Annotated in this window: 19 protein-coding genes; 13 read left to right on the top strand and 6 right to left on the bottom strand. The window is 71.0% G+C overall.

Going from position 1 to position 24,676, the window contains the following annotated elements; all coding sequences use genetic code 11:
• Positions 1-27: 27 nt before the first annotated feature.
• Both WMF11_RS00415 and WMF11_RS00410 read right to left on the bottom strand, forming a co-directional pair.
• Entirely contained in the window at positions 28-819 is a 792-nt protein-coding gene (locus WMF11_RS00415) for a GNAT family N-acetyltransferase (RefSeq protein WP_437548522.1), read from the bottom strand.
• A 165-nt stretch (positions 820-984) separates the two neighbouring features.
• Entirely contained in the window at positions 985-1,596 is a 612-nt protein-coding gene (locus WMF11_RS00410; RefSeq protein ID WP_437715012.1) for a superoxide dismutase, read from the bottom strand.
• Positions 1,597-1,906: 310 nt separating this feature from the next.
• Here WMF11_RS00410 and WMF11_RS00405 point away from each other — a divergent pair, with 310 nt between their 5' ends.
• From WMF11_RS00405 to WMF11_RS00395, 3 genes are all read left to right on the top strand, one after another.
• The gene (locus WMF11_RS00405; protein ID WP_437976041.1) at positions 1,907-3,733 is read left to right on the top strand and encodes an OmpA family protein; all 1,827 of its coding nucleotides are present in this window, start codon (positions 1,907-1,909) and stop codon (positions 3,731-3,733) included.
• A 13-nt stretch (positions 3,734-3,746) separates the two neighbouring features.
• The gene (locus WMF11_RS00400) at positions 3,747-8,000 is read left to right on the top strand and encodes a hypothetical protein (protein ID WP_437976040.1); all 4,254 of its coding nucleotides are present in this window, start codon (positions 3,747-3,749) and stop codon (positions 7,998-8,000) included.
• Between the two features lie 195 nt (positions 8,001-8,195).
• Positions 8,196-9,062, top strand: coding sequence for an Hsp33 family molecular chaperone HslO (locus WMF11_RS00395; protein ID WP_437906424.1), 867 nt, complete (start codon positions 8,196-8,198; stop codon positions 9,060-9,062).
• A 41-nt stretch (positions 9,063-9,103) separates the two neighbouring features.
• On the opposite strand, the gene WMF11_RS00390 is transcribed toward WMF11_RS00395, so the two are convergent.
• Entirely contained in the window at positions 9,104-9,739 is a 636-nt protein-coding gene (locus WMF11_RS00390; RefSeq protein ID WP_437976039.1) for a TetR/AcrR family transcriptional regulator, read from the bottom strand.
• 68 nt (positions 9,740-9,807) lie between these two features.
• On the bottom strand, positions 9,808-11,442 hold the full coding sequence (locus WMF11_RS00385) for an FAD-dependent monooxygenase (RefSeq protein ID WP_437976038.1): 1,635 nt from the start codon (positions 11,440-11,442) through the stop codon (positions 9,808-9,810).
• A gap of 501 nt (positions 11,443-11,943) precedes the next feature.
• On the opposite strand from WMF11_RS00385, the gene WMF11_RS00380 reads away from it, so the two are divergent.
• Both WMF11_RS00380 and WMF11_RS00375 read left to right on the top strand, forming a co-directional pair.
• Entirely contained in the window at positions 11,944-12,408 is a 465-nt protein-coding gene (locus WMF11_RS00380) for an SRPBCC family protein (RefSeq protein ID WP_437906421.1), read from the top strand.
• Positions 12,409-12,447: 39 nt separating this feature from the next.
• On the top strand, positions 12,448-12,654 hold the full coding sequence (locus WMF11_RS00375) for a hypothetical protein (protein WP_437906420.1): 207 nt from the start codon (positions 12,448-12,450) through the stop codon (positions 12,652-12,654).
• A 15-nt stretch (positions 12,655-12,669) separates the two neighbouring features.
• Here WMF11_RS00375 and WMF11_RS00370 read toward each other — a convergent pair whose 3' ends face one another.
• Positions 12,670-13,554, bottom strand: a complete 885-nt coding sequence (locus WMF11_RS00370) for a hypothetical protein (RefSeq protein WP_437976037.1) — start codon at positions 13,552-13,554, stop codon at positions 12,670-12,672.
• 7 nt (positions 13,555-13,561) lie between these two features.
• On the opposite strand from WMF11_RS00370, the gene WMF11_RS00365 reads away from it, so the two are divergent.
• The gene (locus WMF11_RS00365) at positions 13,562-14,029 is read left to right on the top strand and encodes a cellulose binding domain-containing protein (protein ID WP_437906418.1); all 468 of its coding nucleotides are present in this window, start codon (positions 13,562-13,564) and stop codon (positions 14,027-14,029) included.
• Positions 14,030-14,430: 401 nt separating this feature from the next.
• Entirely contained in the window at positions 14,431-15,621 is a 1,191-nt protein-coding gene (locus WMF11_RS00360) for a PLP-dependent aminotransferase family protein (protein WP_437906417.1), read from the top strand.
• A gap of 186 nt (positions 15,622-15,807) precedes the next feature.
• On the opposite strand, the gene WMF11_RS00355 is transcribed toward WMF11_RS00360, so the two are convergent.
• On the bottom strand, positions 15,808-16,590 hold the full coding sequence (locus tag WMF11_RS00355) for a hypothetical protein (protein WP_437548500.1): 783 nt from the start codon (positions 16,588-16,590) through the stop codon (positions 15,808-15,810).
• A gap of 175 nt (positions 16,591-16,765) precedes the next feature.
• Between WMF11_RS00355 and WMF11_RS00350 the strand changes: the two genes are divergently transcribed.
• The 6 genes from WMF11_RS00350 (at position 16,766) to WMF11_RS00325 (ending at position 24,539) form a co-directional block, all read left to right on the top strand.
• On the top strand, positions 16,766-17,440 hold the full coding sequence (locus WMF11_RS00350; protein ID WP_437906416.1) for a dienelactone hydrolase family protein: 675 nt from the start codon (positions 16,766-16,768) through the stop codon (positions 17,438-17,440).
• A gap of 128 nt (positions 17,441-17,568) precedes the next feature.
• A complete protein-coding gene (locus tag WMF11_RS00345) occupies positions 17,569-18,924 on the top strand; it encodes a cyclic nucleotide-binding domain-containing protein (RefSeq protein WP_437548496.1) in 1,356 nt (451 codons plus the stop codon).
• 276 nt (positions 18,925-19,200) lie between these two features.
• On the top strand, positions 19,201-20,742 hold the full coding sequence (locus WMF11_RS00340) for a protein kinase domain-containing protein (protein WP_437976036.1): 1,542 nt from the start codon (positions 19,201-19,203) through the stop codon (positions 20,740-20,742).
• Between the two features lie 8 nt (positions 20,743-20,750).
• A complete protein-coding gene (locus tag WMF11_RS00335; protein ID WP_437976035.1) occupies positions 20,751-21,743 on the top strand; it encodes a tetratricopeptide repeat protein in 993 nt (330 codons plus the stop codon).
• Entirely contained in the window at positions 21,743-23,419 is a 1,677-nt protein-coding gene (locus WMF11_RS00330; protein WP_437976034.1) for an SBBP repeat-containing protein, read from the top strand. Before WMF11_RS00335 ends, WMF11_RS00330 begins: the two co-directional genes overlap by 1 nt.
• A 484-nt stretch (positions 23,420-23,903) precedes the next feature.
• A complete protein-coding gene (locus WMF11_RS00325) occupies positions 23,904-24,539 on the top strand; it encodes a hypothetical protein (RefSeq protein WP_437548489.1) in 636 nt (211 codons plus the stop codon).
• Positions 24,540-24,676: the final 137 nt, after the last annotated feature.

The raw sequence follows: 24,676 nt of genomic DNA, 5'->3' as shown, positions 1-24,676 counted from the left end.
GGCGAGCGCGCCTCGCCGCGCTAGGGCTCACGGCGGGTCGCCGCCGCCGTCGTTCTCCGCCTCTTCGAGCGGATCGATCGCCTCGTCCGTCGCGGGGCCCTCTGGGCGCGACGCCGGCTGCGGGCGCGACGCCGGCGGCGGGGCGCTCGACCTCTTCTCGCCGCCGCGCGCCTTCAGCGTCCGCCGCGGCGCTCGCTTCGGCTTCGCGGGCGCGCCGAGCGCCTCCGGGTTGCGGGGCTTCTTGAGCGCCCGAGGCGGCAGGAGCTCCGCGTCGACAGCGACCTTCTTCGCCATGAAGATCGCGGCGTCGAGCCGGTAGAAGCTGCGCTTCCGGTAGAACTTGAGGGCGCCGTCGTTGTTCTCGGCCACCTCCAGCACGAGGTGGGTGCAGCCGTGGATGCGCGCGAGGTGCTCGAGCTGCTCGAGCATGAAGGCGCCGACGCCGCGGCCCTGGTACTCGGGGTGGACCGCGAGCTCCTCGACGAAGAGCGGGCGCATGTCGTGCTTCGTGAAGTAGCGCTCGTTCATCCAGTTATCGGTCCCGGTGATCTCGAAGGCGCACTCCGCGTAGCCGACGATCTCCTGACCATGCGCCGCCCGGACCTCGAAGAGGAGCTGTTCGACCCCTTCTTCTTCGTAGACCTCGAGGAACCGCTTCTTCGAGCGAGGCCGCTGGTATTCGACCGTCTCCCGGTTGACGTCGCGGAACACCTTCTTGAGGAATTCCCAGACCCGGTTCAGGTCGCGCCGGTGGATCCGGCGCACGTAGATGAGGCTCTCTTCCCCGGCGGCGCGGGTGCTCGACTCGGCCTTGCTCATCGCCGCGCCCAGTCTACAGGACGAACGCGGGCGGGGCACTGGGGGCGAGGCGAGATCTGGAAAGCCGCGTCTCCGGGCAGTCCGGCCCGAGGGGAAGGGGGTCGTCGCGTGGCGCGGGAGCGCCGAACTCGCCGGCGGGGGCGCGTGCCCCCGCCGTGGAACGAATCAACCCTGCTGAGCGGGCGGCCCGATCTGCGCGAGGCGCGCCTCGATCACGTCCCAGTTCAGGCCCGAGAGCACGTTGGCCACGTAGTCCGCCTTCTTGGTCTGGTAGTCCGCAAAGTACGCGTGCTCCCAGGCGTCGATGGCGACCATGATATGCGTGTTCGCGAACAGACCGACATCGTGCTCGGTCCGGACGAGGTTATTGAAGAGCTTCTGCTCCTGGTAGTCGTACACGAGCACCGTCCAGCCGTGCGCGCTCAGGAGCGCCGCCTTCGTGTCGGCCAGCCAGGCGTCGAAGCTGCCGAACGACGCCTCGATGAGCTTCTTCGACTGGGCGCCCGGCCGCGTCGCGCCGCTGCCGAGGTTCTCGAAGTACAGCTCGTGGAGCACCGTGCCGTTGAAGGCGACGGGCTCGCGGCGCTTCAGCTCGCTGTACGCGTTGTACGAGTAGTTCGGCGCGCTGCGGTCGGCGTTGCCAAGCTGCTCCCGGATCTCGTTGAGCTTCTTCACGTAGCCCTGGTACAGCGTGAAGTGCGCCTTGAGCTGCAGGTCGCTCAAACCCTTGGCGTTGCCGCCGAGGAGGTTGTCGAAACTCTTGGGTTCGCGTGACATGGTCCCTCCTGAACGAGCACCGCAAGCCGTGCGTGCCGCGGCGTCAGGTGGCCGCTCTACCGCTGCCGCTCTCTGGTAGCAACCCTGCCGTGCGACGTGACCCACCGCCGACTCACGACGCCATCGGGCCTGACCTTCCGCGCAGGAAACTCCGGACGCCGGCTCGCGCCGCGCCGCAGGGCGCCGCGCCCGAGCTGGCCCGATCGGCCGGCGCGCGCCCAAAAACCTCGTGAAACGTTGAACGCCGCCGCCGTTTCGGTCGATACTCCTGGTGCTTGCTGTTCCTTCGCGCAAGGAGGCGACCTCGTTCATGCCGGCTCGTACACAGGGGACCCATCCGACGGCCGCGCTCGCGGCGGCGCTGTGCCTGCTCGGCGCAGCGGCTCACGCCGAGGCGCAGGAACCCGAGAGACCCGAAGGCTTCGCGCTCGACAGGTTCCAGCCTGCACCCGCCGGCGACAGGATGTTCGGAGTCCAGTCCGCCTACACGGCAGGAAGCGCCGCACCCCACATCATGCTCCTCGGCGATTACGCCCAGGATCCGCTCGTGTTGCGGCGGTTGTCGGGGAACGAGGACATCGGCGACGGCAAGGTCGTCGGCAGCCAGCTCCTGCTCCACCTGAGCGCCTCGCTCGCTCTGTGGGAGCGCCTCACGGTGAACGTCGATCTGCCCATCGCGCTCCAGTCGGGCGACGGCGGCGCCGCCTCCGGCGCCTTGCTGCCGCCGCCGACCAGCAGCGCCCTCGGGGATCTCCGGCTCGGCGCGCGCGCGACGCTCCTGGGCGGCTACTTCGATCCTTTCCAGCTCGCCCTCGGCGGCTACGTGTGGCTGCCGACCGGCGACCCCGAGGCGTATTCGGGCGACGGCAGCGTGCGCGGCGGTCCGCAGCTCATCCTCGGCGGCCACCTGGATCGCGCGGTGTGGTCGCTCGCCGCGGGGCCGGAGTTCCGGTCCACGAGGCAGTTCGCCAACGTCGAGCAGGGGATGACGGTGCACTGGGGCGCCGGCGTCGGGCTGCTGCTCGACGACGAGCGACGCCTGCAGATCGGCCCTGAGATCACCGGCGCGATCACGGTCACCGACGTCCAGCAGCGCACGACCAACGTGGAAGCCCTGCTCGGCGGGCGCTACCGCTTCGCGGACGACTTCGAGGCCGGGCTCGGCGTGGGCCCGGGCCTCACCCCCGGCGTCGGCACGCCCTCGTTCCGCGCCGTGGCCATGGTCGCCTACTCGCCCGAGGTGAAGCCGCCCGTGCAGGACCAGGACGCCGACGGCATCGCCGACGTGGACGACGCGTGCCCGCACACAGCGGGTATCCGCAGCCCGGATCGCACGAAGAACGGCTGTCCGCCGCCCAAGGACGCGGACCACGACGGCATCCTCGACGCGGTCGACGCCTGCCCCGCCGTGGCCGGCGTCGCCTCGCCGGACCCGAAGAAGAACGGCTGCCCGCCGCCTGGGGACCGCGACAAGGACGGCATCACGGACGACGTCGACGCCTGCCCGGATCAGGCCGGCCCGCCGAACGACGACCCGAAGCAGCACGGGTGCCCGCCGCCGCCCGATCGCGACGGCGACAAGGTCCCCGACGCGTCGGACGCCTGCCCGGATCTGCCCGGCCTCATCACGACCGACCCGGCCACGAACGGCTGCCCGGGCGACACCGACGGCGACGGCATCCGCGACGACAAGGACGCCTGCCCGAACGAGAAGGGCAAGCCGAACGAAGATCCGACGCAGCACGGGTGCCCGGTCGCGGTCCGGGTGACCGAGACCGAGATCGTCATCCTGCAGCAGGTGCAGTTCGACATCGGCAAGGCGACCATCCGTCCGGTGAGCAACGAGCTGCTCGACGAGGTCGCCGGCGTGCTCAAGGACCACCCGGAGATCCTCAAGATCGAGGTCCAGGGCCACACGGACGACCGCGGCACGCGCCAGTTCAACACGAAGCTGAGCCAGGCCCGCGCGGAGTCGGTGCTGAAGGCGCTCGTCGAGCGCGGCATCACGGCCCAGCGCCTGCAGGCGAAGGGCTACGGCCCCGACGTCCCGATCGCGGAGAACAAGACCGAGGTGGGTCGCCAGAAGAACCGGCGCGTCCAGTTCAACATCATCGAGAAGGAAAAGAAGCAGCCCTAGGCTGGAGGCGTCGATGGCAAAGCGATTGGCATTCACGGGGCTCACCAGCGCCGCGCTGCTCGGGGCGCTCTCCGGGACCGCGAGCGCGGCTCCGGTGCGGCGGGTCCAGGTGGCGCAGCGGGGTGATTTCGTCCTCATCGGCAACACGCTCGCGCACGACTGCGCGTCGTCCACGCCCGCGCCGCTGGTGGGCACGGTCGGGACGTGCGGCACGACCGCGACGCTGGCGGACTCCGCGCCCGATATCTACTGGCGGGGCGACAGCCCCCTCGCCGGCCAGGCCGAGGCGAACAACACCGTCGATCCCGCGGCCGCCCGCAGCACCGCGGTCCTCAGCCTCCCCACGGGCGCTCGGGTGACCCACGCGTACCTCTACTGGACGGTGAGCCGCGACAGCGGCACCTCGGCCGATCTCACCGTGACCCTGGATCGGCCTGGCGGTTTCTCTTCGAGCGTGACCGGTACGATCTCGGGCCAGACGGAGATCTTGGGCCTCGCCCACGCCCAGACGGTCGCCAACGTCACGTCGATCGTGCAGACGCGCGGCGCGGGAGCGTATCGCCTGAGCGGGATCTCCAACGGGACCGATCTGGACAGCGTGAGCCAGCAGATCGCGTTCGCCGGCTGGTGGATGGTCGTGCTCTACGAGCTGACGACCGCGCCCGCGCGGAACCTCGCCGTCTTCGACGGGCTGGATCAGGTGATCGACGGCGCGACGGTCGGCTGGAGGATCTCGGGGTTCGTCGTCCCCTCGGGCGGCGGCCAGGCGAAGCTCGGCGTCATCGGGTACGACGGCGACAGCTCGACCGGCGACGCGCTCGAGTGGAACGGGACCGCGCTGTTCGACGCGCAGAACCCGGCGAACAACTTCTTCAACAGCTCCCGTTCGTTCCTCGGCGCGCCGATGTCCTCGGCGGGCGATCTGCCGAGGCTCACCGGCGGGCCGCTGAGCATGAGCGGCATCGACATCGACGTGACGCAGGTGCCGGCCAACCTGCTCATGGCCGGCGACACGGAGGCCAACGTCGGAGCGGCCGTCGACGGCGCCGACAGCTACCTGCTCGGCGGCCTCATCACGTCGGTGCCGACGCGCCTCCCGGATCTCTCCACGTCGACCAAGTCGGTCCTCGACCTCAACGGCGGCGGCGTGACGCCTGGCGACACGCTCGAATACACGATCCTCGTCGCCAACACCGGGGACGACAACGCCGCGGCGGTCGTGCTGAACGACCCGCTGCCCGCCGGCGTCACCTTCGTGCCGGGCTCGCTCGAGATCGCCTCGGGCCCGAACATGGGCGGCGTGACCGACGCGCCCGGCGACGACGAGGGCGAGTACGTCGCCGGCACGCGGACGATCCGCGTCCGGCTCGGCGACGGCGCCGACGCGGCCCAGGGCGGGTCGCTCGGCGTCAGCGAGACCACGACGGTGCGGTTCCGCGTGACCATCGATCCGGGCACGGACGGCGAGATCGCGAACCAGGCCATCATCACCGGGCAGAGCCCCGAGGGAGGCGCGGCCCAGGACTACCCGACGGACGGCAACGGCGCGGAGCCGGGCACGCCGCCCACGGAGATCCTCGTCGACAGCGACGGCGACGGGCTGAGCGACGGCGACGAGAACTTCGCTGGCACGGACCCGAACGACGCCGACACGGACGACGACGGCGTGAGCGACGGCGACGAGCAGCTCTGGGATCGCGACACCGACGGCGATGGCCTCGTCAACGCGCGGGACGTCGACAGCGACGACGACGGGCTGTTCGACGCGACGGAGATCGGCTTGACGGACTGCGACGGTCCGGGGACGGACGCGCTGGCGGGGCACTGCGTGCCCGACGGCGACGCCGGAGCGACGACGACCGACCCGCTCGACGCGGACACCGACAACGGCGGCGTGCTCGACGGCTCCGAGGACGCGAACCTGAACGGCGTGCTCGACGCGGGCGAGAGCGACCCGGCGGCCGGGCACGGCGCCGACGACCAGCGCGCCGACGCCGACAGCGACGGGCTCGGCGACGATCTCGAGAGGACGCTCGGCACCGATCCGAACGACGCCGACAGCGACGACGACGGCGTGCGCGACGGCGACGAGCCGAACCCGACGGACGACAACGACGGCGACGGGCTGATCAACCCGCTCGACGTCGACAGCGACAACGACGGCCTCTTCGACGGGACCGAGCTCGGGCTCGGCTGCGACGGCCCGGGCACCGACGCGACGGCGGGCAACTGCGCTGCCGACGGCGACGCGGGCGCCACGAGGACGTCGCCGCTCGAGGCCGACACGGATCGCGGCGGCGCGAGCGACGGCTCCGAGGACGTCAACCTGAACGGCGCGCTCGACGCGGGCGAGACCGACCCCCGTTCCGGTCACGGAGACGACGATCCGCAGAACACGGACACCGACGACGACGGGCTGAGCGATGATCTCGAGGTCTCGCTCGGCACGGACCCGAACGACGCCGACACCGACGGAGACGGCGTCCGCGACGGGCTCGAGCCGAACCCGGCGGACGATACGGACGGCGACGGGCTCCTCAACGCGCTCGACGTCGACAGCGACAACGACGGCCTCTTCGACGGGACCGAGCTCGGCCTCGCCTGCGACGGCCCTGGCACCGCGCCGTCGCGGCACTGCGTCCCGGACGGGGACGCCGGCGCCACGAAGACGTCGCCGCTCGACGCGGACACGGACGACGGCGGCGCGAGCGACGGCTCCGAGGACGCCAACCTGAACGGCGTCGCGGACAACGGCGAGACGGAACCGACCCGCGGGAGCGGCGACGACGACGGCGACAACGACGACGAGGACGAGGACGGGCTGAGCGACGACCTCGAGGAGACGCTGGGCACGGACCCGGACGACGCGGACTCGGACGACGACGGCGTGCAGGACGGGCAGGAGCCGAACCCGTCGGACGACGCGGACGGCGATGGGCTCATCCACCCCCTCGACGTGGACAGCGACGACGACGGCCTCTACGACGGGACCGAGCTCGGCCTCGCCTGCGACGGCCCCGGCACCGACGCGGACGCCAAGCACTGCACGGCGGACGGGGACAGCGGGGCCACGACCACGTCGGCGCTGATCCGTGACACCGACCGGGGCGGCGCGACCGACGGCTCCGAGGACGCCAACCTGAACGGCGCGCTCGAGGCCGGCGAGACCGACCCGACCGCCGGCAACGGCGCCGACGACAGCCAGAACGCCGACGGAGACGACGACGGGCTGAGCGACGATCTCGAGGTGTTCCTCGGTTCGGATCCGGAAGATCGCGACAGCGACGACGACGGCCTGCTCGACGGCGAGGAGCCGAACCCCAGCGACGACGGCAACGGCGACGACCAGCCCGACGTCCTGGACGCGGACAGCGACGGCGACGGGCTCTTCGACGGCACCGAGGCCGGGAAGGACTGCGCGGACGCGGACACCAATGCCGCCGCCGAGAGCTGCACGCCCGACGCCGACGGCGGGACCACCACGACGAGCGTGGTGAATCCCGACACGGACCGCGGCGGCCAGAGCGACGGCGATGAGGACCTGAACCACGACGGTAAGGTCGACGAGGGCGAGACCGATCCGAACGACGCCGGGGACGATCTCGGCGATCGCGACGGCGACGGCCTCTCGAACAGCGAGGAGACGGCGCTCGGCACCGATCCGGACGACGCCGACAGCGACGACGACGGCGCGCTCGACGGCGAGGAGGTCGAGCCCGGCGTCGACACGGACGAGGACGGGAAGATCAACGCGCTCGATCCCGACAGCGACGGGGACGGGCTCCTCGATGGGACCGAGCTGGGCAAGGGCTGCTCGCACGAGGACACCGACGCCGACGCGGCCACCTGCGTGCCGGACGGCGACGACGGGGAGACGACGACCTCGCCGACGCAGGCCGACACCGACGGCGGCGGAGCGAGCGACGGCGAGGAGGATACGGACCACGACGGGGTGGTCGACGAGGGCGAGCGCGATCCGAACAACCCCGCGGACGATCAGCCCGCGCAGTGCGAGCAGGACAGCGCTTGCGGCGCAGGGATGGTGTGTGACGAGGAGACGAAGGAGTGCGTCCCGGGTTGCCGCAACCCCGACGACACGATCGGCCCGTGCACCGAGCCGCTCCCCGGTGAGGGCATCGTGGTGGAAGGCGGCGGCTGCGCCTGCACGGTGGGCGCGGAGGGCGACGGCAGCCGCTCGGCGCCGTGGGCCTTGCTCGCGGCCGGCGCCTGCGCCGCCGTGCTGCACCGGCGCCGCCGGCGCAGCTGAGCTCTCCCCCCCGCGCCGCGCCCCCCCCCCGCGCCGCGCAGGAGGGGGCGCCTGTGCTACAAGCCAACGGAATAACTGTGCTTTTATGCGAGGCGCGCCCGCCTGTGGGGCGCCTCCGCCTGCGGCGACCGATGCGCCGCGGGTTGCCATCGGCCGTCCGTGGCCTAACGATGTTTCCCCACGGGAGAGTGCATCTTGCCCCGACCTTCTGATTCCGTCGTCCGCGCCATCACGATGGATGGCGCTTTTCGCGTCATCACGGCGCTGACCACCGAGACCGTGCGGGGGGCCGTCGCGGTGCAATCTGCGACCGGCGCGACCGCGCAGCGGCTGGGAGAGCTGATCACCGGCGCCATCCTCGTGCGCGAGGCGATGGCGCCGAACCTGCGGGTCCAGGCGATCGTCAAGGGCGCGGCCGGTAACGGGAGCCTGGTGGCCGACTCGCACCCGGACGGCACGAGCCGCGGCCTCGTCAACCTGGGCAAGGGGGCCACGGCGGAGAGCGCGGTGGAGATCGGCGACGGGTCGCTGCTGCAGGTCATGCGCACGCTGCCGAGCGGCATGCTCCACCAGGGTGTCGTCGAGATCCCGACCGAGGGCGGCATCTCCGCGGGCCTGATGACGTACATGCAGGAATCGGAGCAGGTCGTCTCGATGATCGCGGTGGCGACGCTGATCGGCGAGGACGGCGTCGGCGCTTCCGGCGGCTACCTCGTGCAGCTGCTCCCGGAGGTCGAGCGCGGTCCGCTCATGGTGATGACCGAGCGGCTCAAGGACTTCGAGCGCCTCGACGACGTGCTCGCGCACGAGGGAGCCTCGGCGGACGTGCTGCTCGGGGAGCTGCTTTACGGCATGCCGTTCTCACGGCTCGAGGACTCGCCGCTCAGCTTCAGCTGTCGCTGCAGCGAGCTCCGGGTGATGGCCACGCTGGCGAGCCTGCCGCGGAGCGACATCGAGGAGATGGTCACGGACGGGAAGGTCCTCGACATCCGCTGCGATTATTGCGGCAAGGACTACCAGGTGTCGCCGTCGCAGCTCCGCTCGCTCCTGACGACGAGCTGAGCCGCCGCGCGCCCGCGCGGCCTCCATACCCACGCACGGGGTCACGCGGGCTCGCGAGGCGAGAGGCCGCGGATCACGAAGGTGATGACCCGCTCGATCTCCGCCTCGTCGTCCCACGCCGCATCGGGAGCGATGTACACGCGGTGGACGATGTACCCCACGAACGTCGAGGCGACGCAGCGGAGGACGAGGGGCGGCGGCCACCCGACGATCTGCCCTTCGCGCTGGAAGTGCTCGATCAAGGTGATCCCCTTCTCGAGGAGCGGCGCGAACACCCTGCCGGCGATGCCGAGCCGCAGCTCGGCGTCGAACGGCAGCTCCTGCGCGAGGATGCGCACCAGCTGCGGGTGCGCGCGCACGAAGGCGATGCGCTCGGCGAGGAGCGCCCGCAAGAACGCCTCGAAGGTCGGGTACGTCGCGTCGAAGAGCGGGTCCATGGACCGCGCCAGCGCGGGCCCGACGAGCCGTTCGACGGCGGGACCGATGACGCCCAGGAGGAGGTCCCGCTTGCTCGGGAAGTACTTGAAGATCGTCGCCTCGGCGACCCCTGCGCGCCGCGCGATCTCCTTGGTCGCGGTCCCGTGGAAGCCCTGCTCGGCGAAGGCGGCCACCGCAGCGTCGACGATCTTCTTCTGCGCCTCGGTCAACGTGTCGTTCGGGCGCGGGCGTCGGCTCATCTGTGTCCTCTCTCCTCGACTTCTAGCAGCGCCGCGCGTCGGCTCGGGCGCGCTGGGGTCGGCCTGTGCTACGCAGCCTCGGCCTTGCGGGTGAAGAGCCGGTCGAGCGCCTGCCTGAGCTCGCGCTCGTCGAGGGGGTCGCAGCGCACGCCGACGTAGCCGTCCGGCCGGACGAGGACGGCGGCTGCCGCCTCGGCGCCGTACGCCGCGTGGGCGCGCCCGTCCGGATCTGCGTACCCTCCGGCCTCGGGCGCGCCGATGACCAACACCTTGAGGCCCGGCCGGCTGAGCTCGGCGGCGAGCCGCCGGGCGTGCCCGTGCGCCTCGGTGTTCGCGCTGCCCTGGGGTGGACCGGTGAAGAGCAGCAGCGTGGGGTCGACGCCGCGCATCAGCTCGAACAGGTGGACCTGCTGTCCCGCCGCGCTGCGCAGCGAGGCGTCCGGCGCGCGATCTCCGGCGCGAAGCCCGCGCTCCGGCGGGTGGCCGATCTGGATGGAGAGCGGGCTCTTCCGGTATCGGATCTTGAGCTGCGAGACGAACCCCAGGATCCGGCGTTGCACGGCAGCGACGCCGATGGCGCGGGTCATCAGGCGCGGCGCGACGAGGCGCAGCGCCCGGCCCATGGGACCGTGTCCGGCCATGAGCCCGAAGAGGCGGTCTGTGAAGTCGATCAGCCGGCGCGCGACGGGCAGCCGCTCCATCTCGTAGGTGTCGAGCAGCCACGCTGGCATCTTGCCCTGTTCGACGGCCGCGAGCTTCCACGCCAGGTTGTACGCGTCCTGGATTCCGGTGTTCATCCCCTGCCCGCCGGCCGGGCTGTGGATGTGCGCCGCGTCGCCGGCGAGGAACACGCGCCCCTTGCGCAGCGGCGTTGCGACGCGGTGGTGCAGCCGGTAGCGCGAGAGGACGATCGCCTTCTGTATCTTGAACGGCGTGGGGATCATCGAGCGCATCACGCCTTCGAACTCCTCGAGCGAGAGCGACGCGCCGCGCGCCGGCGACGCTTCGGGCAGGATAAGGACGATCCGGAACCGGTGGCTTCCGGGCACGGGGAAGGCCGCTGCGAGGCCCCGGCGCGAAGGGCTGATATAGATGTCGCCGTCCGGCAGCGGCCAGTCGATGACGAGATCGCCGAGCATGCAGTGATCGTCGTAGGTGTCGCCCTCGAAGGCGATGTCTGCGCCCTGGCGGACGGCGCTGCGCGCGCCGTCGCAACCGAGGAGCCACTTCGCGCGCACCACCTCGGTGTTCCCGTCGACCCTGCGGAGCGTGCATGTGACGCCGGCGCTGTCCTGGGTATAGGAGGCGAGTTCGACGCCGCGCTCGACCGTCACGCCCAGCTCCGAGAGCCGCGATCCGAGGACGCGCTCGGTGTCGAACTGCTGGATGACGAAGATGCCAGGAACGGGCGTGGAGAGCTCCGGGAAGTCGAAGATCGGCAAGCGTGCGCGCTGGCCGTTCGAGAGGAGGACGTTGAGCCCTCCGACGCGCGTGGCGTGCGCCAGCGCGGCGTCTGCGATCCCCATGCTGGTGAAGATCTCCATCGTCCGCGTCTGCACCACGAGCGCTCGCGAGTGATCCGGCGGCGGTTCCAATGCCTTGTCCACGATCCGCACGGTGAGCCGGCGCCGAGCAAGCTCTCCGGCCATCGTCAACCCCGTCGGACCTCCACCGACGACCAGCGCATCCACAGCTTCTGTCATAGACCGCCTCCGGATTGGTGAGTGAGCATTCACTCACCTTATGTGAGGATCCCAGTCGGTTGGCAAGGCATCAAGGAAAAGCATGTCTCACATTGACACACACTCACACAGTCGACCGCACCCAGGTTGAGCTCGCCCAGCTGCGTCGACCGCACCCAGGTTGAGCCGCCGACCGACGTCGTCGACCGCACCCAGGTTGAGCCGCCGACCGTGAGCCGCCGACTGAGGTTGAGCCGCCGACCGACGTCGTCGACCGCACCCAGGTTGAGCTCGCCCAGCTGCATCGACCGCACCCAGGTTGAGCCGACGACCGAGGTTGAGCCGACGACCGGAGACCAACGATCGCCCCTGGTTGAGCTCAGTGCGACGCCGCCACATTCAACAGGAACGGATCTCGAAGCCCACCAGCGAACTCTCCGCTCACCCGCCCCCACCCCGCCCTCGCTCGGCAGACCGCGCCTGCGTGCTCGCTCGGCGAGGTCGTCGTGCGATGGTCGCCGCATGCAAGAGGTCCACGTCAACGTCTACATCCACGCCCCGGTCGAGCGGGTTTTCGATGCGGTGGCTGACCACGAACGCTTCCTGCGCTCCGGGGACGGCACCCACACGAAGGTCATCCGGCCAGGGCTCACCGAGCACAACGGCCTCGGCGCCCTCCGCGAGGTGCGAGTCGGGAAGCGGATCCGCTACGTCGAGGAGATCACGGCCTTCGAGCGGCCGTCCTCGTTCGACTACCAGATCATCGAGAGCACGCAGCCGCTCCGGCACCAGGGCTCGCGTCTCCGCTTCACCCCGCGCGGCGAGGGCACGGAGATCGACTGGACATCGCGCTTCGACATCCCGCTGCCGCTCATCGGCAAGCCGCTCGGCTCGCTCGCCAGGCGCATGTTCATCGCGGCGTTCACCGAGCTGCTGCTCGCTGAAAAGGCGCGGCTCGAGGCCTCGCAGCCCGCGCGCGCCACGTGACCCTCTCGCGCGCTCGCCGACAGGCAGCGCCGGGTCTTCATGCCCCTTCCCCTGGACGTGAACTACGGCTGGGCGGACCGATCCTCTCGCTGGAGCGCGCCGTCCACGGAGGGCACGGGCGACCCGTTCTGCGGTTCGGTGCTCTCGTTTGGCAACGGCGAGAGACCGGCGCCGTGGTCAACGCGGTTCATGGGGGACTCCGAGTTCAACCGGCCCCACGCGCCGCCTCCGCTGGAGGATGCGTAGCGCGGCCCCGTCACTTCACATGACCGGCGCCAGCGACGCGAACGGACGCCGCTGGCGCTGTGTCCGCAAAACACATGAAACGTCGTCCAGTGCATGGCCAGCATTCATCCGCCCGATCCGAGGGCAATGCGTGTAGACGAATACCCTATCATCTACGACATCGACAGAAAGTTCCCATGGCAAGCCTCTTGCAGATACCAGGCGGTTCTCTATAAGCTTGACCTCAACTTCCTTCCGTTCGGCCTTCGGACTTGGTCGAGCGGTCGCAGGGGTGTTCAAGATGCGACCGATGGCAAGGTGTGCGTCGCTGCTCGGCCCGATGACCTCGGGAGCAGCTCGTATCCGGAGTTCCAGGGGAAAGGTGTCGACGAGGGCAGGAGCGCTGCCGCAGCTGGGCAGTTGTGGCAATCGAGTCAACCGATCGAGCTCCTGGCCGAAGGGAACCACCGCTCTCTGTGCCATCTCGCTCCTGACGCTCGTGGCATGTGCCCAAGGCTCCAGCCTGGACGGCGAGAACACAGGAGCCGGAGGCGGCGCCGCCGCCAGCTCGGGTGGGGCACCTTCGTCTAGCTCAGCCGGCGTTGGCTCCACCGTGTCTGCGACGAGCAGCTCGACGAGCTCTGCAACGAGCGTCTCGTCCAGCGCCGCAGGCGATGTCACGAGCGCGACGGTGAGCAGCTCGTCTGGCTCCGGTGGCGCCGATGGTGCCGGCGGCGCTGGGGGTCTGGGCGGCTCTGGTGGGGACGACGCTGCGAGCGCATCGGCGAGCGCCTCGGCCAGCTCCTCGGCGAGCGCCTCGGCCAGCTCCTCGGCGAGCAGCTCGGCCAGCTCCACGACGAGCAGCACGACAGGCGCTGGCGGCGGCAGCGCCACGAGCTCCACCACCGCGAGCTCCACCACCGGCGGCGTGACAACACCGGCGCTCGAGCTGCAATATGCTGCGAGGGACACCACCGTCGAGTCCCAGCATCTGTCGTTCATGGTACAGGTCAAGAACACGGACGATGCGAGCATCGCGCTCAGCGATCTGACGATTCGCTACTGGTTCACGGCCGACGTCGAGAAGGTGGATCTCAAGAGCATGTGCGACTTTTCGTCGATCATCGGCGGATGCGCCAACGTCACAAGGACGTTCGGCGAGGCATCGGGCACGAAGGCCGATCACTATCTCGAGCTCGGTTTCCTCGCCGCCGCGGGTAGCGTCGCCCCGAACGTCACGTCCGGAAACGTGCAGATCCGCATCTACAACGGCGTCAATTACGACCGCATGACGCAGACCGACGACTACTCCTTCGGCACCAACACCGCCTTCATGCCTTTTGAGCGGGTCACCGTGTACCACGACGGCGTGCTCGCCTGGGGAACAGAGCCTTGACGGGCCACGAGAACGAGCTCCACGGCCTGCGGGAGCAAGCCCCACGTCGATAGCCGCCCCGGGCGAACATTCGCTGGACCTCGGCGTACGGTCAGCTCCGGAGATCGAACTCAGGACGGATCCCCCGCCGGCCAGACCAGCTGGCTCCAGGGCCTGCCGCCCTGTGCGGACGCGCGCCCCTCCAGCCCGTCGGTGCCCTGTGGCGGCCTGACTCGCCGCGCGCGCACGCCACACCCCGCAACATGCCGTTACACGCCCTGACCCGTCCCAGGTTGCCGGGATGTAACCAATTTTCCATGAAATTCCGTCCCGTCATGAGACCCGAGCGCTTCCGCTCCATCTGGAGACGGGCAGCCCGGGCGGCACCATCCTTGAATGGCCTCGCTCGGACCCTGAACTCTATGGATGCCATCGCGCGCGCAACGCCTCCTCCCCCGTCGTCCCACACCCGGCCTGTACAGGCCCCGATCTCGCGTGATGCGCCGCGGAGCGGACCGCGGCTCGGACACGGCCTCGAGCCGTTCGACCCCCTGAAGCGGCGCGCCGCGGACACACCTGGCCTCATCAGCTTCGCGGGCGGGCTGCCCGCCCCGGGCGAGTTCCCGCGCTCGAAGCTCGCGGCCTCGTTCGTTCGCGCTCTTCAGAACCCCAGCTGCCCGGCGCTCCAGTGTAGCTGGCCCGAGGGCGACGAGGATCTCCGCGCCTGGATCGCCGGGCAGCTGCGCCGGCGCGGCGCGCAGGTGGCTTGCGACGACGTCATCGTGACCAGCGGCGCACAGCAGGCCGTGTCCCTCGCCGCGCAGCTGGTCCGCGGCTCGCGCGCCAGGATCGGCGTCGACCGCGAGAGCTCCCCCGGCGCGCTCGATCGGTTCCAGGAGATCGGCGCGACGGTCGTCGACGGCGGCAGCAACGTCGATGCCTATTATCTCATGCCCGCCGTCTCCAATCCGCGTGGACGCACGCTGTCACGCAGCGAGCGAGCCAGGGTCCTCTCGACCCTCCGGCCCATCATCGAGGACGATGCTTACGCGGATCTCTCCTTCGACGGCGCCGCCCCGCGGCCGCTCCTGGCCGAGGCGCCCGATCGCGTCTTCCACGTCGGGACGTTCTCGAAGACGCTCTGCCCCGGCCTCCGCGTCGGCTGGCTCGTGCCCCCGCGCTCGCTCCGGGCCGAGGTCCTCCAGCTGAAGCAATCCGCCGATCAGCAGGCGGCCAGCCTGCCGCAGGCCATCCTGGAAGACTACCTCCGCACGGAGGACTTCGATCAGCGGCTCGTGCGCCTGCGGGAGTTCTACGGTCGCCGCGCCGCCCGCATGGAGCGGGCGCTCCGAAAGCACCTTCCCGGCTGGCGGTTCGACCCCCCCGTCGGCGGCTTCGCGATCTGGGTCGAGCCCGACGCCGAGCCGAACGAGGCCTTCTTCCTGGCCGCCGCCATCGAGCACGGCGTCGCCTTCGACCCGGGCTCGCTGTTCCGGGCTCACGGCGCCGTGAGCCCGTTCGCCCTCCGGCTCTGCTTCTCCTCGGTGGCGTGCGACGAGGACCTGGACGAGGGCGTGCGTCGCCTCGCGCGGTGCTGGGCCGAGGTCGCGTAGCCTCTCCCGCGGGCGCCGATTCATGAAAGCGCCCTGCACGACCTCTCTCCCTCTCTCCTTCAACTCCCCCTCTCCTTCACTCCCCTCTCTCCTTCACTCCCTTTCTGCTCTCTTCGTCTCCTCTCCGATCGCGACACCGCGGCGGCGGCCTGCGCGCACGCCGCCGGCCCCGCGCAGGGCGCGGCCTCACTGCGCCAGCGGGCCGCCTGGCTTGTGCGGGACGGGCGGACGGCGATCGAGCAGCTCCCGCGCCGCGGCCCGGACGACCGCGGGCACGTCCGCCGCCGCCGCGAGCCGCAGGAGCTCGGGCCGCAGGAGGAGGCGCACCATGGGCACCGCGATCTCCTGCGGCGCGCCCGGGTTCTGCACGATCGCCATGCGCACCCGCGCGCGCTGCGGCCACTCGGGGTGCTTCGCGATCTCCGTCAGGACCTCCGCGTTCGCCGGGCGGCGCGCCGCGAGGCGGACGACGTCATCCTCGGTCAAGCGCGGGTTGGCGAGCAGGTTGCGGATGACCAGCGGGTGCGGGTCCCGGAGCAAGGCGTCGAAGGCCGCGCGGGTCGGCCGCCGGGCGAGCGCGCGCCGCTCGCCGAGCGTGAGCGCGCGACCGGCGCTCGACGTGGCGAGGAGCCGCTCGTCGGGCGCCGGCGAGGCCGGCTGTGCCTCGGGCCGCCGCGCCTTGCGGCGCAGGAGGCGCGAGAGCGGCAGCAGGGCATGGGAGGACGCGAGCTCGCGGAGCTGCTCGACGCGCTCCGAGAGCGCAGGATCCACGAGGACCGGCACGACGGCGCCCAGCACGTCGCGCGCGAGGGGGTTGGCCTGCTCGGCGTCGCGGCAGAGGTCGTCGAGCGCGCGGGCGACGGAGGGGAGATCGGCGCGCAGCACCTCGCTCCGCAGGAACGCGACCCGCAGCCGGAGCTCCTTCAAGGACGAGACGGCTCGCCTCCATCGCCCCGCCAGCGCATCCACGCCGTCAATCTACATCGCCGGCGTCCCGGCGTGGAGCGCATGCCAGGCAATTTGCGCTACGCAACGTGCGCGGGGCGGTTATCCTGCGCCGCGCCATGAGGGGACGGCGGACGCCGATCCCCGATTGCTGACGAGGACGGCGCAGCCCATCCCCGTCTCGAAAGGGAGGAGTCGCATGTCCGAAAAGGTTTCGTTCCCCGTGAAGGACGGGTCGTCGGCGACCGGCGAGATCGTCTGGCCGAAGCAGGGGGACAAGTCGCCTGCCGTCGTCCTGATCCAGGAGTGGTGGGGTGTGAACGACCACATCCGCTCGCTGCTCGACCGGCTCGCCGCCGCCGGGTTCATCGCCCTCGCGCCCGACCTCTACCACGGCAAGACCACCAAGGACCCCACCGAGGCCAACCGGCTGATGACCGAGCTCGACAAGCCGCGCGCCCTCGAGGAGATCGCCGGCGCCGCCCGCTTCCTGTCGGCGCACGAGCGGTCGACCGGCAAGGTCGGCGTCATCGGGTTCTGTATGGGCGGCGCGCTGAGCTTCGCCGCCGCCGCGACGATCCCCGAGCTCGCGGCCGTGGTGCCTTTCTACGGCGTCCCGAGCCCCGCGCCCGACACCACGCGCGTCAAGGCGCCGATCCTCGCCCACTTCGCCGCGCGCGACGGCTGGGCGACGCCGGCCGCCGCCGAGGCGATCCAGAAGGAGCTCGCCGCCCGCGGCCAATCCATGGAGCTCCACGTCTATGACGCCGACCACGCGTTCGCGAACGACACGCGCCCCGAGGTCTACGCCCCCGACGCCGCGAAGCTCGCGTGGGAGCGGAGCATCGCGTTCCTGAAGCAGCACCTCGCCTGAGCACGGCGCCTCGGTCCTTCCCGGGGTAATCCGCGCGGGGCGCCCGGTTGACGGCGCGCGGGGCGTGCGCGCCGTCAACCGGGCGCGTTCTTTGCCGCCGCGCAATGAACCCTGATATAGACGCTTACATGGCCCTCCCCCCGGTACTCCCGGGCTCGATCCAGCAGGCGGAGTCGCCGATCGACCGCGCGCTCTCGCTGGCGCTCGCGGGAGAGCGGGACGCCGCGCTGCGCTGGGCCGCCGCGCTGGTCCGGCACGACCCGACGATGCCGTCGGCGCTCTGCCTCTGCGGGCGCCTCCTCGGCGAGCTGAACCGGCACGAGGCCGCGCGCGAGGCGTGCTCCACCGCGATCGCCCGCGCGATCGACCTCGAGAACCTGCCGCTCGCCGTGGCGGCCGCGCGCGAGAGCGAGCGCTTCGGCGGCGATGCCGGGCCCGGGCTCGACCAGATCGCCGAGGCGTTCTGCCGGGACTCGCCGCGGCTCGGCGAGGGCGCGCCGCCGCCGCCGCCCCTGCCGGCCGCCGAGGCGTTCCAGCCGCTCGCCTCCGTGCTGACCGGCGCACTCCTGCTCAACAAGGCGACGGAGATCCTCCACGACGCCACGCGCAGGCTGGCCGCCCAGGCCGATCACCCCGGGATCGCGCCCCAGCCGGTCTTCTCGTCCGTCGGGCGCGACGCGCTCCGCGCCCTGTGCGCCGCCTTCACGCCCATCTGGGTGGCGGCGGGGACGACCGTGATCGAGCAGGGCGCCGCGCGCAGCGAGGCCTACTTCGTCGCGCGCGGGGAGCTCGAGGCGCGGCGCCGGCGCGCGGACGAGGAGATCCTCCTCGCCCGGCTCACGAACGGCGCCATGTTCGGCGAGATGGCGCTGCTCTCCAGGGCCCCGCGCACCGGGAGCGTCATCGCCACGCGGCCCTCCATCGTGCTCGAGGTGAAGCGCGACGCGATCGACGACATCGCGCAGCGCGAGCCCGAGGTGGGCCTGGAGCTCGCGGCCTACTGCCGGGACCGCATGGTGGAGAACCTCGTCCGGATGAGCGACGTGCTCCGCGTCGTGCCCGAGGCCAACAGGCCCGCGCTCGTGAAGCGGTTCCGCACGCGCACGTTCGAGAAGAACGAGCGGCTGCTCGTCCAGGATGAGCGGCCCCCCGGCCTGTTCCTCATCGCCTCCGGAGAGGTCGCCGTCGTCCGGCGCGACGCGGCGGACGACGCCCGCGTCGAGCCGCTCGTGCTCTCGACGCTCGGCCCCGGCGACGTCGCCGGCGAGATCGCGATGGTCCTCCGCCGCCCGGCGAACGCCGATGTGATCGCCGTTCACCCCACCGTGACGCTGTACCTGCCGGCCACCGAGTTCATGGGTCTGGTCGAGGATCACCCGGCCGTGCTGGCGCAACTCTACAAGCTCGCCGTCCAGCGCGACGACGAGACCACGAGCATCATGGCCGAGGAGGTCTCCGTGGCCGAGGACTTCGTGTTGATCTAGGGTACCGATCCGATCGAAAAATTGACGAAACGAACCACGGATGCGCCGAGGTTTTGTTGTTGTCGCTTCTGTGTCTCTGTGGTTCAAACTCTCTCTCGCGCGGCGTTTCAACCTGTTCGGTGCTCTAGCGACGCCCTGCGAGCACGCGGCGGGTGCACCGATTGACGCTCCGCGCCACGCCCCGTAGACTTTCAGTCTACCCGTTGTTGTTGTTGACCAGCACTGAACAACCACCAGCGTAGGGAAGGCCACGCGCGCTCCACAGGTCCTGCGACAATGACGACGAACGCGTTCGGGCTGGAGGGACAGGTGCTGGTCGGCCGTTATCGGCTGCTCCGCCCTCTCAGCTCGGGCAGCATGGGCACCGTCTGGCGCGCGGACGATCTCACGCTGGGCTCGCCGGTGGCGATCAAGATGCTCGGGCCCCTCTATGCGAAGGACGAGACGGTCCGCGCGCGCTTCTACCAGGAGGCGCAGGCGGCGGCGGCGCTCCGCAGCCCGAACGTCGTGCAGATCCTCGATCACGGCGTCGAGAACGACGTCCCCTTCATCGCGATGGAGCTCCTCGAGGGCGAGGATCTCGCGCACCGGCTCGAGCGTGTCGGCGCGCTCGATCCAGCCGATACGGCGCGCATCTTCGCCGACGTCGCGCGCGCCGTGCGCAAGGCCCACGACGCCGGCATCGTCCACCGCGACCTCAAGCCCGACAACATCTTCCTCGCCCGCGACGACGACCGGGAGGTGGCCAAGGTCCTCGATTTCGGCGTCGCCAAGACGCGCATGTCCGGCAAAGAGGGCATCGGGACGCAGGCTGGCGTGCTGATCGGGACGCTGCCGTACATGAGCCCTGAGCAGGCGCAGGGCGCGACCGTCGATTACCGGTCGGACCTCTGGGCGCTCGGGGTGATCGCGTTCGAATGCGTGTGCGGCCGGGCTGCGATCACGGCCGAGGCGCCTGGCGCGATGATCCTCGAGATATGCAGTGATCCGCTGCCTGTCCCATCGAAGGTGGCGTCTGTGCCCGTGCCGCCGGCGTTCGATGAGTGGTTCATGCAGGCGTGCAGCCGTGACCCGAACGGGCGGTTCGCCTCGGCGACGGCGATGGTCGACGCGCTGCGCGACGCGCTCTTTCCGCCCAGCGACGCGCAGGAGGGCGGGCGGGCCTCGGCGAGCTCGATCCCCGGGGGCGCGGGCAGCACGTCGCCCTCCGTCCCGCCGCTCTCCGCTGCGCCGCTCTCCGCCGCGCCGCTCTCCGCCGCGCCGCTCTCCGGTCCGCCGATCTCCACCTCCCCGCTCTCCGTCTCGCCGGAGGGGAGCGTCGCCTCGCCGCCGGGCCTCTACGACGAGGCCGGGGCCGACTCGAGACCTCGCCGCAGGATGCCGATCCCGGCCGTCGCGCTCGGCCTCGCGGCTTCGGTCCTCGGCGGGGCGCTCTTCATCGGCTGGCGCGCGCTCGGGGACGACCCGATCCCGCACGCACCGCCGCCATCCGGCGCCGCCTCGCCGCCGGTGACGCTCGAGACACCGCCTGTCGCCGCCCCCGCGAACAATCCGCCGGCGGAAGCGAATTCGCCCAAAGGGGCGCCCGATCTCGCGCCTCCCCAGGACACGACGGCCGCGGCGACCTCGACGCCTGCGCCCCACGCCGGCTCCGCGCTGGCGGCCAGCGCTCCGGCCGCGGCCGCCTCCTCCGCCCACACGGCGCCCGCTCGCCCGGGCAGGGCCGCGTCCTCCCCGCCGCGGCCCAGGCCCTCGTCGGCGGCCCCGCCCGCGGCCTCCAGCGCGACGCGCCCCAGGTCCGACCGCCTCGGCTTCTGAGGAGACGAATGCGCGCGCGATCGAGGGTCTCGGGCACCGCCACCATCGCGCTCACGCTCGCGCTCGCGCTCGCGACCACCGCGGGGGCGGCCGACGTCGACCCTGCCACCATGAACGCCGCCCGGGCCCTCGCCGAAGAGGGCCTCGACCTCTTCGACAAGGGCCAGTACGCGGCGGCGCTCGACAAGTTCGGGCGCGCGGACCAGCTGATCCAGGCGCCGACGATCGACCTTTATGCCGCGCGGAGCCTCGAGCAGCTCGGGCGCCTCATCGAGGCCTCCGAGCGCTACCTGCAGGTGAGCCGCACCTCGCTCGACGCCTCGGCCAGCGACGTCTTCAAAGCCGCGGTCGCCGACGCCGGGAAAGCATACGACGATCTCAAGCCCCGGATCCCGAGGCTCTCTGTGGGGGTGCGCGGCGCCCCGGAGCGCGAGGTGCAGATCACCATCGACGGCAAGCCGATGCCACCCGCGCTGGTGGGGGTCAGCCAGCCTGTCGATCCTGGCAAGCACGTCGTCGAGGCCGCGTGGGCGGGGCGCGTCGTCCGGCGGGAGGTCGCGCTGCAGGAGCGGCAGGAGGCGGCGCTCGCGCTCGAGTTCCCCGTCGGTGTCCGCCCGCCTATCGTCCTCCCCCCGCCCGCCGGCCCGGCGCCGGGCACCACGCAGCGCGTGCTCGGCTGGACCGCCGTCGGCACGGGCGCCGCGGCGCTCGTGGTCGGTGGGATCACGTTCGGCATCACGAGCGCGCGGCGCGGCGAGCTGATCGACCTCGGGTGCACCGAAGATGTCGTGTGCCCGGACACGCCGAAGACGCGGGCCAAGCTGGGCTCGTACAACGACCTGCGCCTCGTCCCTGCGCCGGCGTTCATCGTGGGCGGGGCGCTCGCCGCGGGCGGCGTCGCGCTGCTCCTCACCGCACCGGCCGCGGCGGCGAGGCCCAAGGGCGCAGCGGTCCGTCCATGGATATCGCCGTGGGGTGCCGGGATCGCGGGGGTGTTTTGATGAAACGCAACGGCTTCATGATCCTTTGCGGCGCGCTCGGCGTGGCCGGCGCGCTCGGCGGGTGCTTCGATCAAGGCGTGCTCGTGCCGGGCGCCATCAGCGGCGGCGGCGCCGCGCAAGGCGGGATGGCTGGCGTGGGCGCCGCGGGAGGCGCGGGCGGCACGGGCGGCGTGGGAGGCGCGGGCGCCGCGGGAGGCGCGGGCGGCGCAGGCGGCAACGAGCCCTGCGTGCCTTGTTATACAGGCCCCGAGTCGACAAGGGGAGTCGGCGAGTGCAAGGACGGCTGCCTGCGCGACGACTCGTGCGTCGACGAGGTGCTCCCCAAGGCCGAGGCCTGTACGACGCAGGCGAATGACGAGAACTGCGATCGTGTGGCGGAGTGCACCGGAGCTCACGACTGGAGCGCCAAGCTCGGAGGGAACGGCGACCAGATTGGGTATGACGTCGCGTTCGACAGGGAAGGGAACCTCCTGATCGCGGGTGCCTTCAGCACCAGCCTGGGTTCCGTCGGCAGCCAGGGAGCGTACGACGGCTTCGTCGTCAAGCTCGCTCCTGGCGGCGCGACGGAATGGTCGAAGGTGCTCGGGGGGAACGGCTCGGATTCTTGCAATCGCGTGGCGCTCGACAAGAACGGCGGCGTGATCGTGGCCGGGACCTTCGAAAATACAGTTAACTTCGACGGGACGTCGCTCACGAGCCAAGGCAGCTCGGACGTGTTCGTGGCGAAGCTCGACGCAATTGGCGGCCTGGACTGGATCAAGACGATCACCGGTCCGAGCGTCGATAGAGTTTACGGGCTCGCGGTGGATTCGGACGACAACATCATCGTCGCTGGCAGCTTCACCGACTGGGCCGACGTGCTGGGCGGGCAGCGGATGGGCGGGGACCACCTGACGAGCAAAGGTGGAGAGGACATCTTCGTCGCGAAGATGGACATCCTCGGCAACTTCGCCTGGAGCAAGAACTTCGGCGATACGACCGCCGAGGTCGCGAACGACGCCGCCGTCACGCCCGACGGAGGCGTGGTCCTGGTCGGCCGCATCGCGGGCAAGGTGTACTTCGGGACGACGCTCCTCACGGCTCAGGGCGACGACGCCTTCATTGCGAAGCTCGACGGGGGCGGGACGCCGCTCTGGGCCAAGATGTTTGGCGACACCATGAGCCAGGAATTCACGGCGGTCGCGGTGGACGCGGAGGGGGACATCGTCGTCGCAGGGAGCACCGGGGGAACGATCAATTTCGACGGAGCGCCGCGGAGATACGCCGGAGGAAACGACGCGGTCGTCGCCGCCTTCAACGCGGACGGCAAGCACCTCTGGAACCGTCTGTACGGGGACGACGAAGATCAGGGGGCGCTGGGGGTGGCGGTCGACCAGGCGGGCAACGTCATCGTGGTCGGAGAGTTCGAGAGCGCCATCGACTTCGGCGCCCCGAGCCCGAGGCTCCAGTCCCTCGGCGGCAACGACGCCTTCTTCGCGAAGCTCGCGCCGAACGGCGATACGGCCTGGGCCAAATCGTTCGGCGACGCGGCGGAGCAGCGCGCCCGGGCCGTCGCCGTGGATGCGCTGGGAGCCATCGCGCTGACGGGCAGCTTCAGCGGCAGGATCGATCTCGGGGGGGACCCCATGATGAGCTCCGGGGGCCCGGACGCCTTCGTCGCCAAACTGCAGCCCTGACGGCCACCTCGTCACGAAGCGCTCTCATCCTCGGATCCCGCGGAGCCGCGGCCGTGGCCGGTCTACGGCCGCAAGTAGCCGGAATCGTTGACTCAATTGGAGCGATTCCGGTCGCTGCCCTGAGGCGGCCCTCCCTCCCCGCCGGCAGCACCGGTGTTGCCGGCGCGTGGTGCAGGACCTCCGTTGGACCAGGGGACGCGTCGAGGTCCGGTGAGCGATCCATGCACCAGAACAAGTGATCCACCCGGATCTCCCGCGGCTCGCCTCTGGAGCACCTCGAGAGTCGTCGTTTTACGGTGGGAGTCCTGGTTTTGCGGTGCGAGCCACCGCTTTGCGGTGGGAGTCCTCGCTTTGCACCGCCGTTTGCTTCACGGACGATGCACGCGGTGCCAAGTCGGGGCGCGCTCACCTGGCACCACACTTGCTTAGAGGCCCCCCACTTGCTTAGAGGAGGAATCGCTCACGCAGGAGGAGGTCTCGCGCGATGATGAACACGCAGCAAAGCCCGGGAGTGCTCTACCAGGGGACGAGAGGGCCCGCCAGCATCGCGCCGGTCGCTGCCAGCGTGCCGCCCATGTCGGGCTCGGGGGACCTTGAACGCGAGCTCGAGGCGATCGCCCAGGGCGTGCGACAGAAGCGGCGGGGTCGGTTCGTGTTCGGGGTGGGTCTGGTCGTGGCGGCCGTGGCCGCGGTCGCGGTGACCACCTTCGCCGGCAAGGTGAAGGAAGCCGAGGCGGCTCAGGCCGAGGCGGTGGCCGCCCGCGTCGCCGAGCAGGACAGGATCGCGCAGCTCAACCTCCAGCTCGACGAGCGCAACCGGAAGATCACCGAGCTTACCCTCGCGCTCGACGCCGCCAAGAGCGACGCCGAGAAGGCGCAGAAGGCGTTCTCCGATTACAAGGCGACGGAGGCGACCAAGGCGCTGGCGCAGGGCGAGGACGTGGCCGACGCAAAGACGTCGAACATCAAGGGGGCCGCAACCCTCCGCGGCCGAGCGGCGACGTCCGGCAAGGCGGTGCGGGGCGCCAGCGCGGCGCGGGGCGCCAGCGCGGCGGCGCCGGCCAAGAAGGGCGGAAAGTGCGTGTGCAAGGCGGGCGACCCGCTCTGCGGCTGCCTGTGAGCGCCCGCTCACGGCTCATTCCTCCTTGATTCTCTTCACTCTCTCCGGACACAGCTGACAGGACGAAGACACCGGCGCGCGCGGCGTGGACCGCGTGGCGCCGGGCGCGCTGCGCCGAGGAGCGCAGCGTCTCGGCC

The organism is Sorangium sp. So ce295 (genome assembly GCF_051527405.1).
GTDB classification, from domain to species: Bacteria; Myxococcota_A; Polyangia; order Polyangiales; family Polyangiaceae; genus Sorangium; species Sorangium cellulosum_B.
This window is presented reverse-complemented; position numbering and strand designations above follow the sequence as displayed.

Bases quoted from the DNA above. Each gene is read 5' to 3' on its own strand.
- WMF11_RS00415 (WP_437548522.1), bottom strand. From the start codon at position 819: ATGAGCAAGGCCGAGTCGAGCACCCGCGCCGCCGGGGAAGAGAGCCTC.
- WMF11_RS00410 (WP_437715012.1), bottom strand. From the start codon at position 1,596: ATGTCACGCGAACCCAAGAGTTTCGACAACCTCCTCGGCGGCAACGCC.
- WMF11_RS00405 (WP_437976041.1), top strand. From the start codon at position 1,907: ATGCCGGCTCGTACACAGGGGACCCATCCGACGGCCGCGCTCGCGGCG.
- WMF11_RS00400 (WP_437976040.1), top strand. From the start codon at position 3,747: ATGGCAAAGCGATTGGCATTCACGGGGCTCACCAGCGCCGCGCTGCTC.
- WMF11_RS00390 (WP_437976039.1), bottom strand. From the start codon at position 9,739: ATGAGCCGACGCCCGCGCCCGAACGACACGTTGACCGAGGCGCAGAAG.
- WMF11_RS00385 (WP_437976038.1), bottom strand. From the start codon at position 11,442: ATGACAGAAGCTGTGGATGCGCTGGTCGTCGGTGGAGGTCCGACGGGG.
- WMF11_RS00380 (WP_437906421.1), top strand. From the start codon at position 11,944: ATGCAAGAGGTCCACGTCAACGTCTACATCCACGCCCCGGTCGAGCGG.
- WMF11_RS00375 (WP_437906420.1), top strand. From the start codon at position 12,448: ATGCCCCTTCCCCTGGACGTGAACTACGGCTGGGCGGACCGATCCTCT.
- WMF11_RS00360 (WP_437906417.1), top strand. From the start codon at position 14,431: ATGGATGCCATCGCGCGCGCAACGCCTCCTCCCCCGTCGTCCCACACC.
- WMF11_RS00350 (WP_437906416.1), top strand. From the start codon at position 16,766: ATGTCCGAAAAGGTTTCGTTCCCCGTGAAGGACGGGTCGTCGGCGACC.
- WMF11_RS00345 (WP_437548496.1), top strand. From the start codon at position 17,569: ATGGCCCTCCCCCCGGTACTCCCGGGCTCGATCCAGCAGGCGGAGTCG.
- WMF11_RS00340 (WP_437976036.1), top strand. From the start codon at position 19,201: ATGACGACGAACGCGTTCGGGCTGGAGGGACAGGTGCTGGTCGGCCGT.
- WMF11_RS00335 (WP_437976035.1), top strand. From the start codon at position 20,751: ATGCGCGCGCGATCGAGGGTCTCGGGCACCGCCACCATCGCGCTCACG.
- WMF11_RS00330 (WP_437976034.1), top strand. From the start codon at position 21,743: ATGAAACGCAACGGCTTCATGATCCTTTGCGGCGCGCTCGGCGTGGCC.
- WMF11_RS00325 (WP_437548489.1), top strand. From the start codon at position 23,904: ATGATGAACACGCAGCAAAGCCCGGGAGTGCTCTACCAGGGGACGAGA.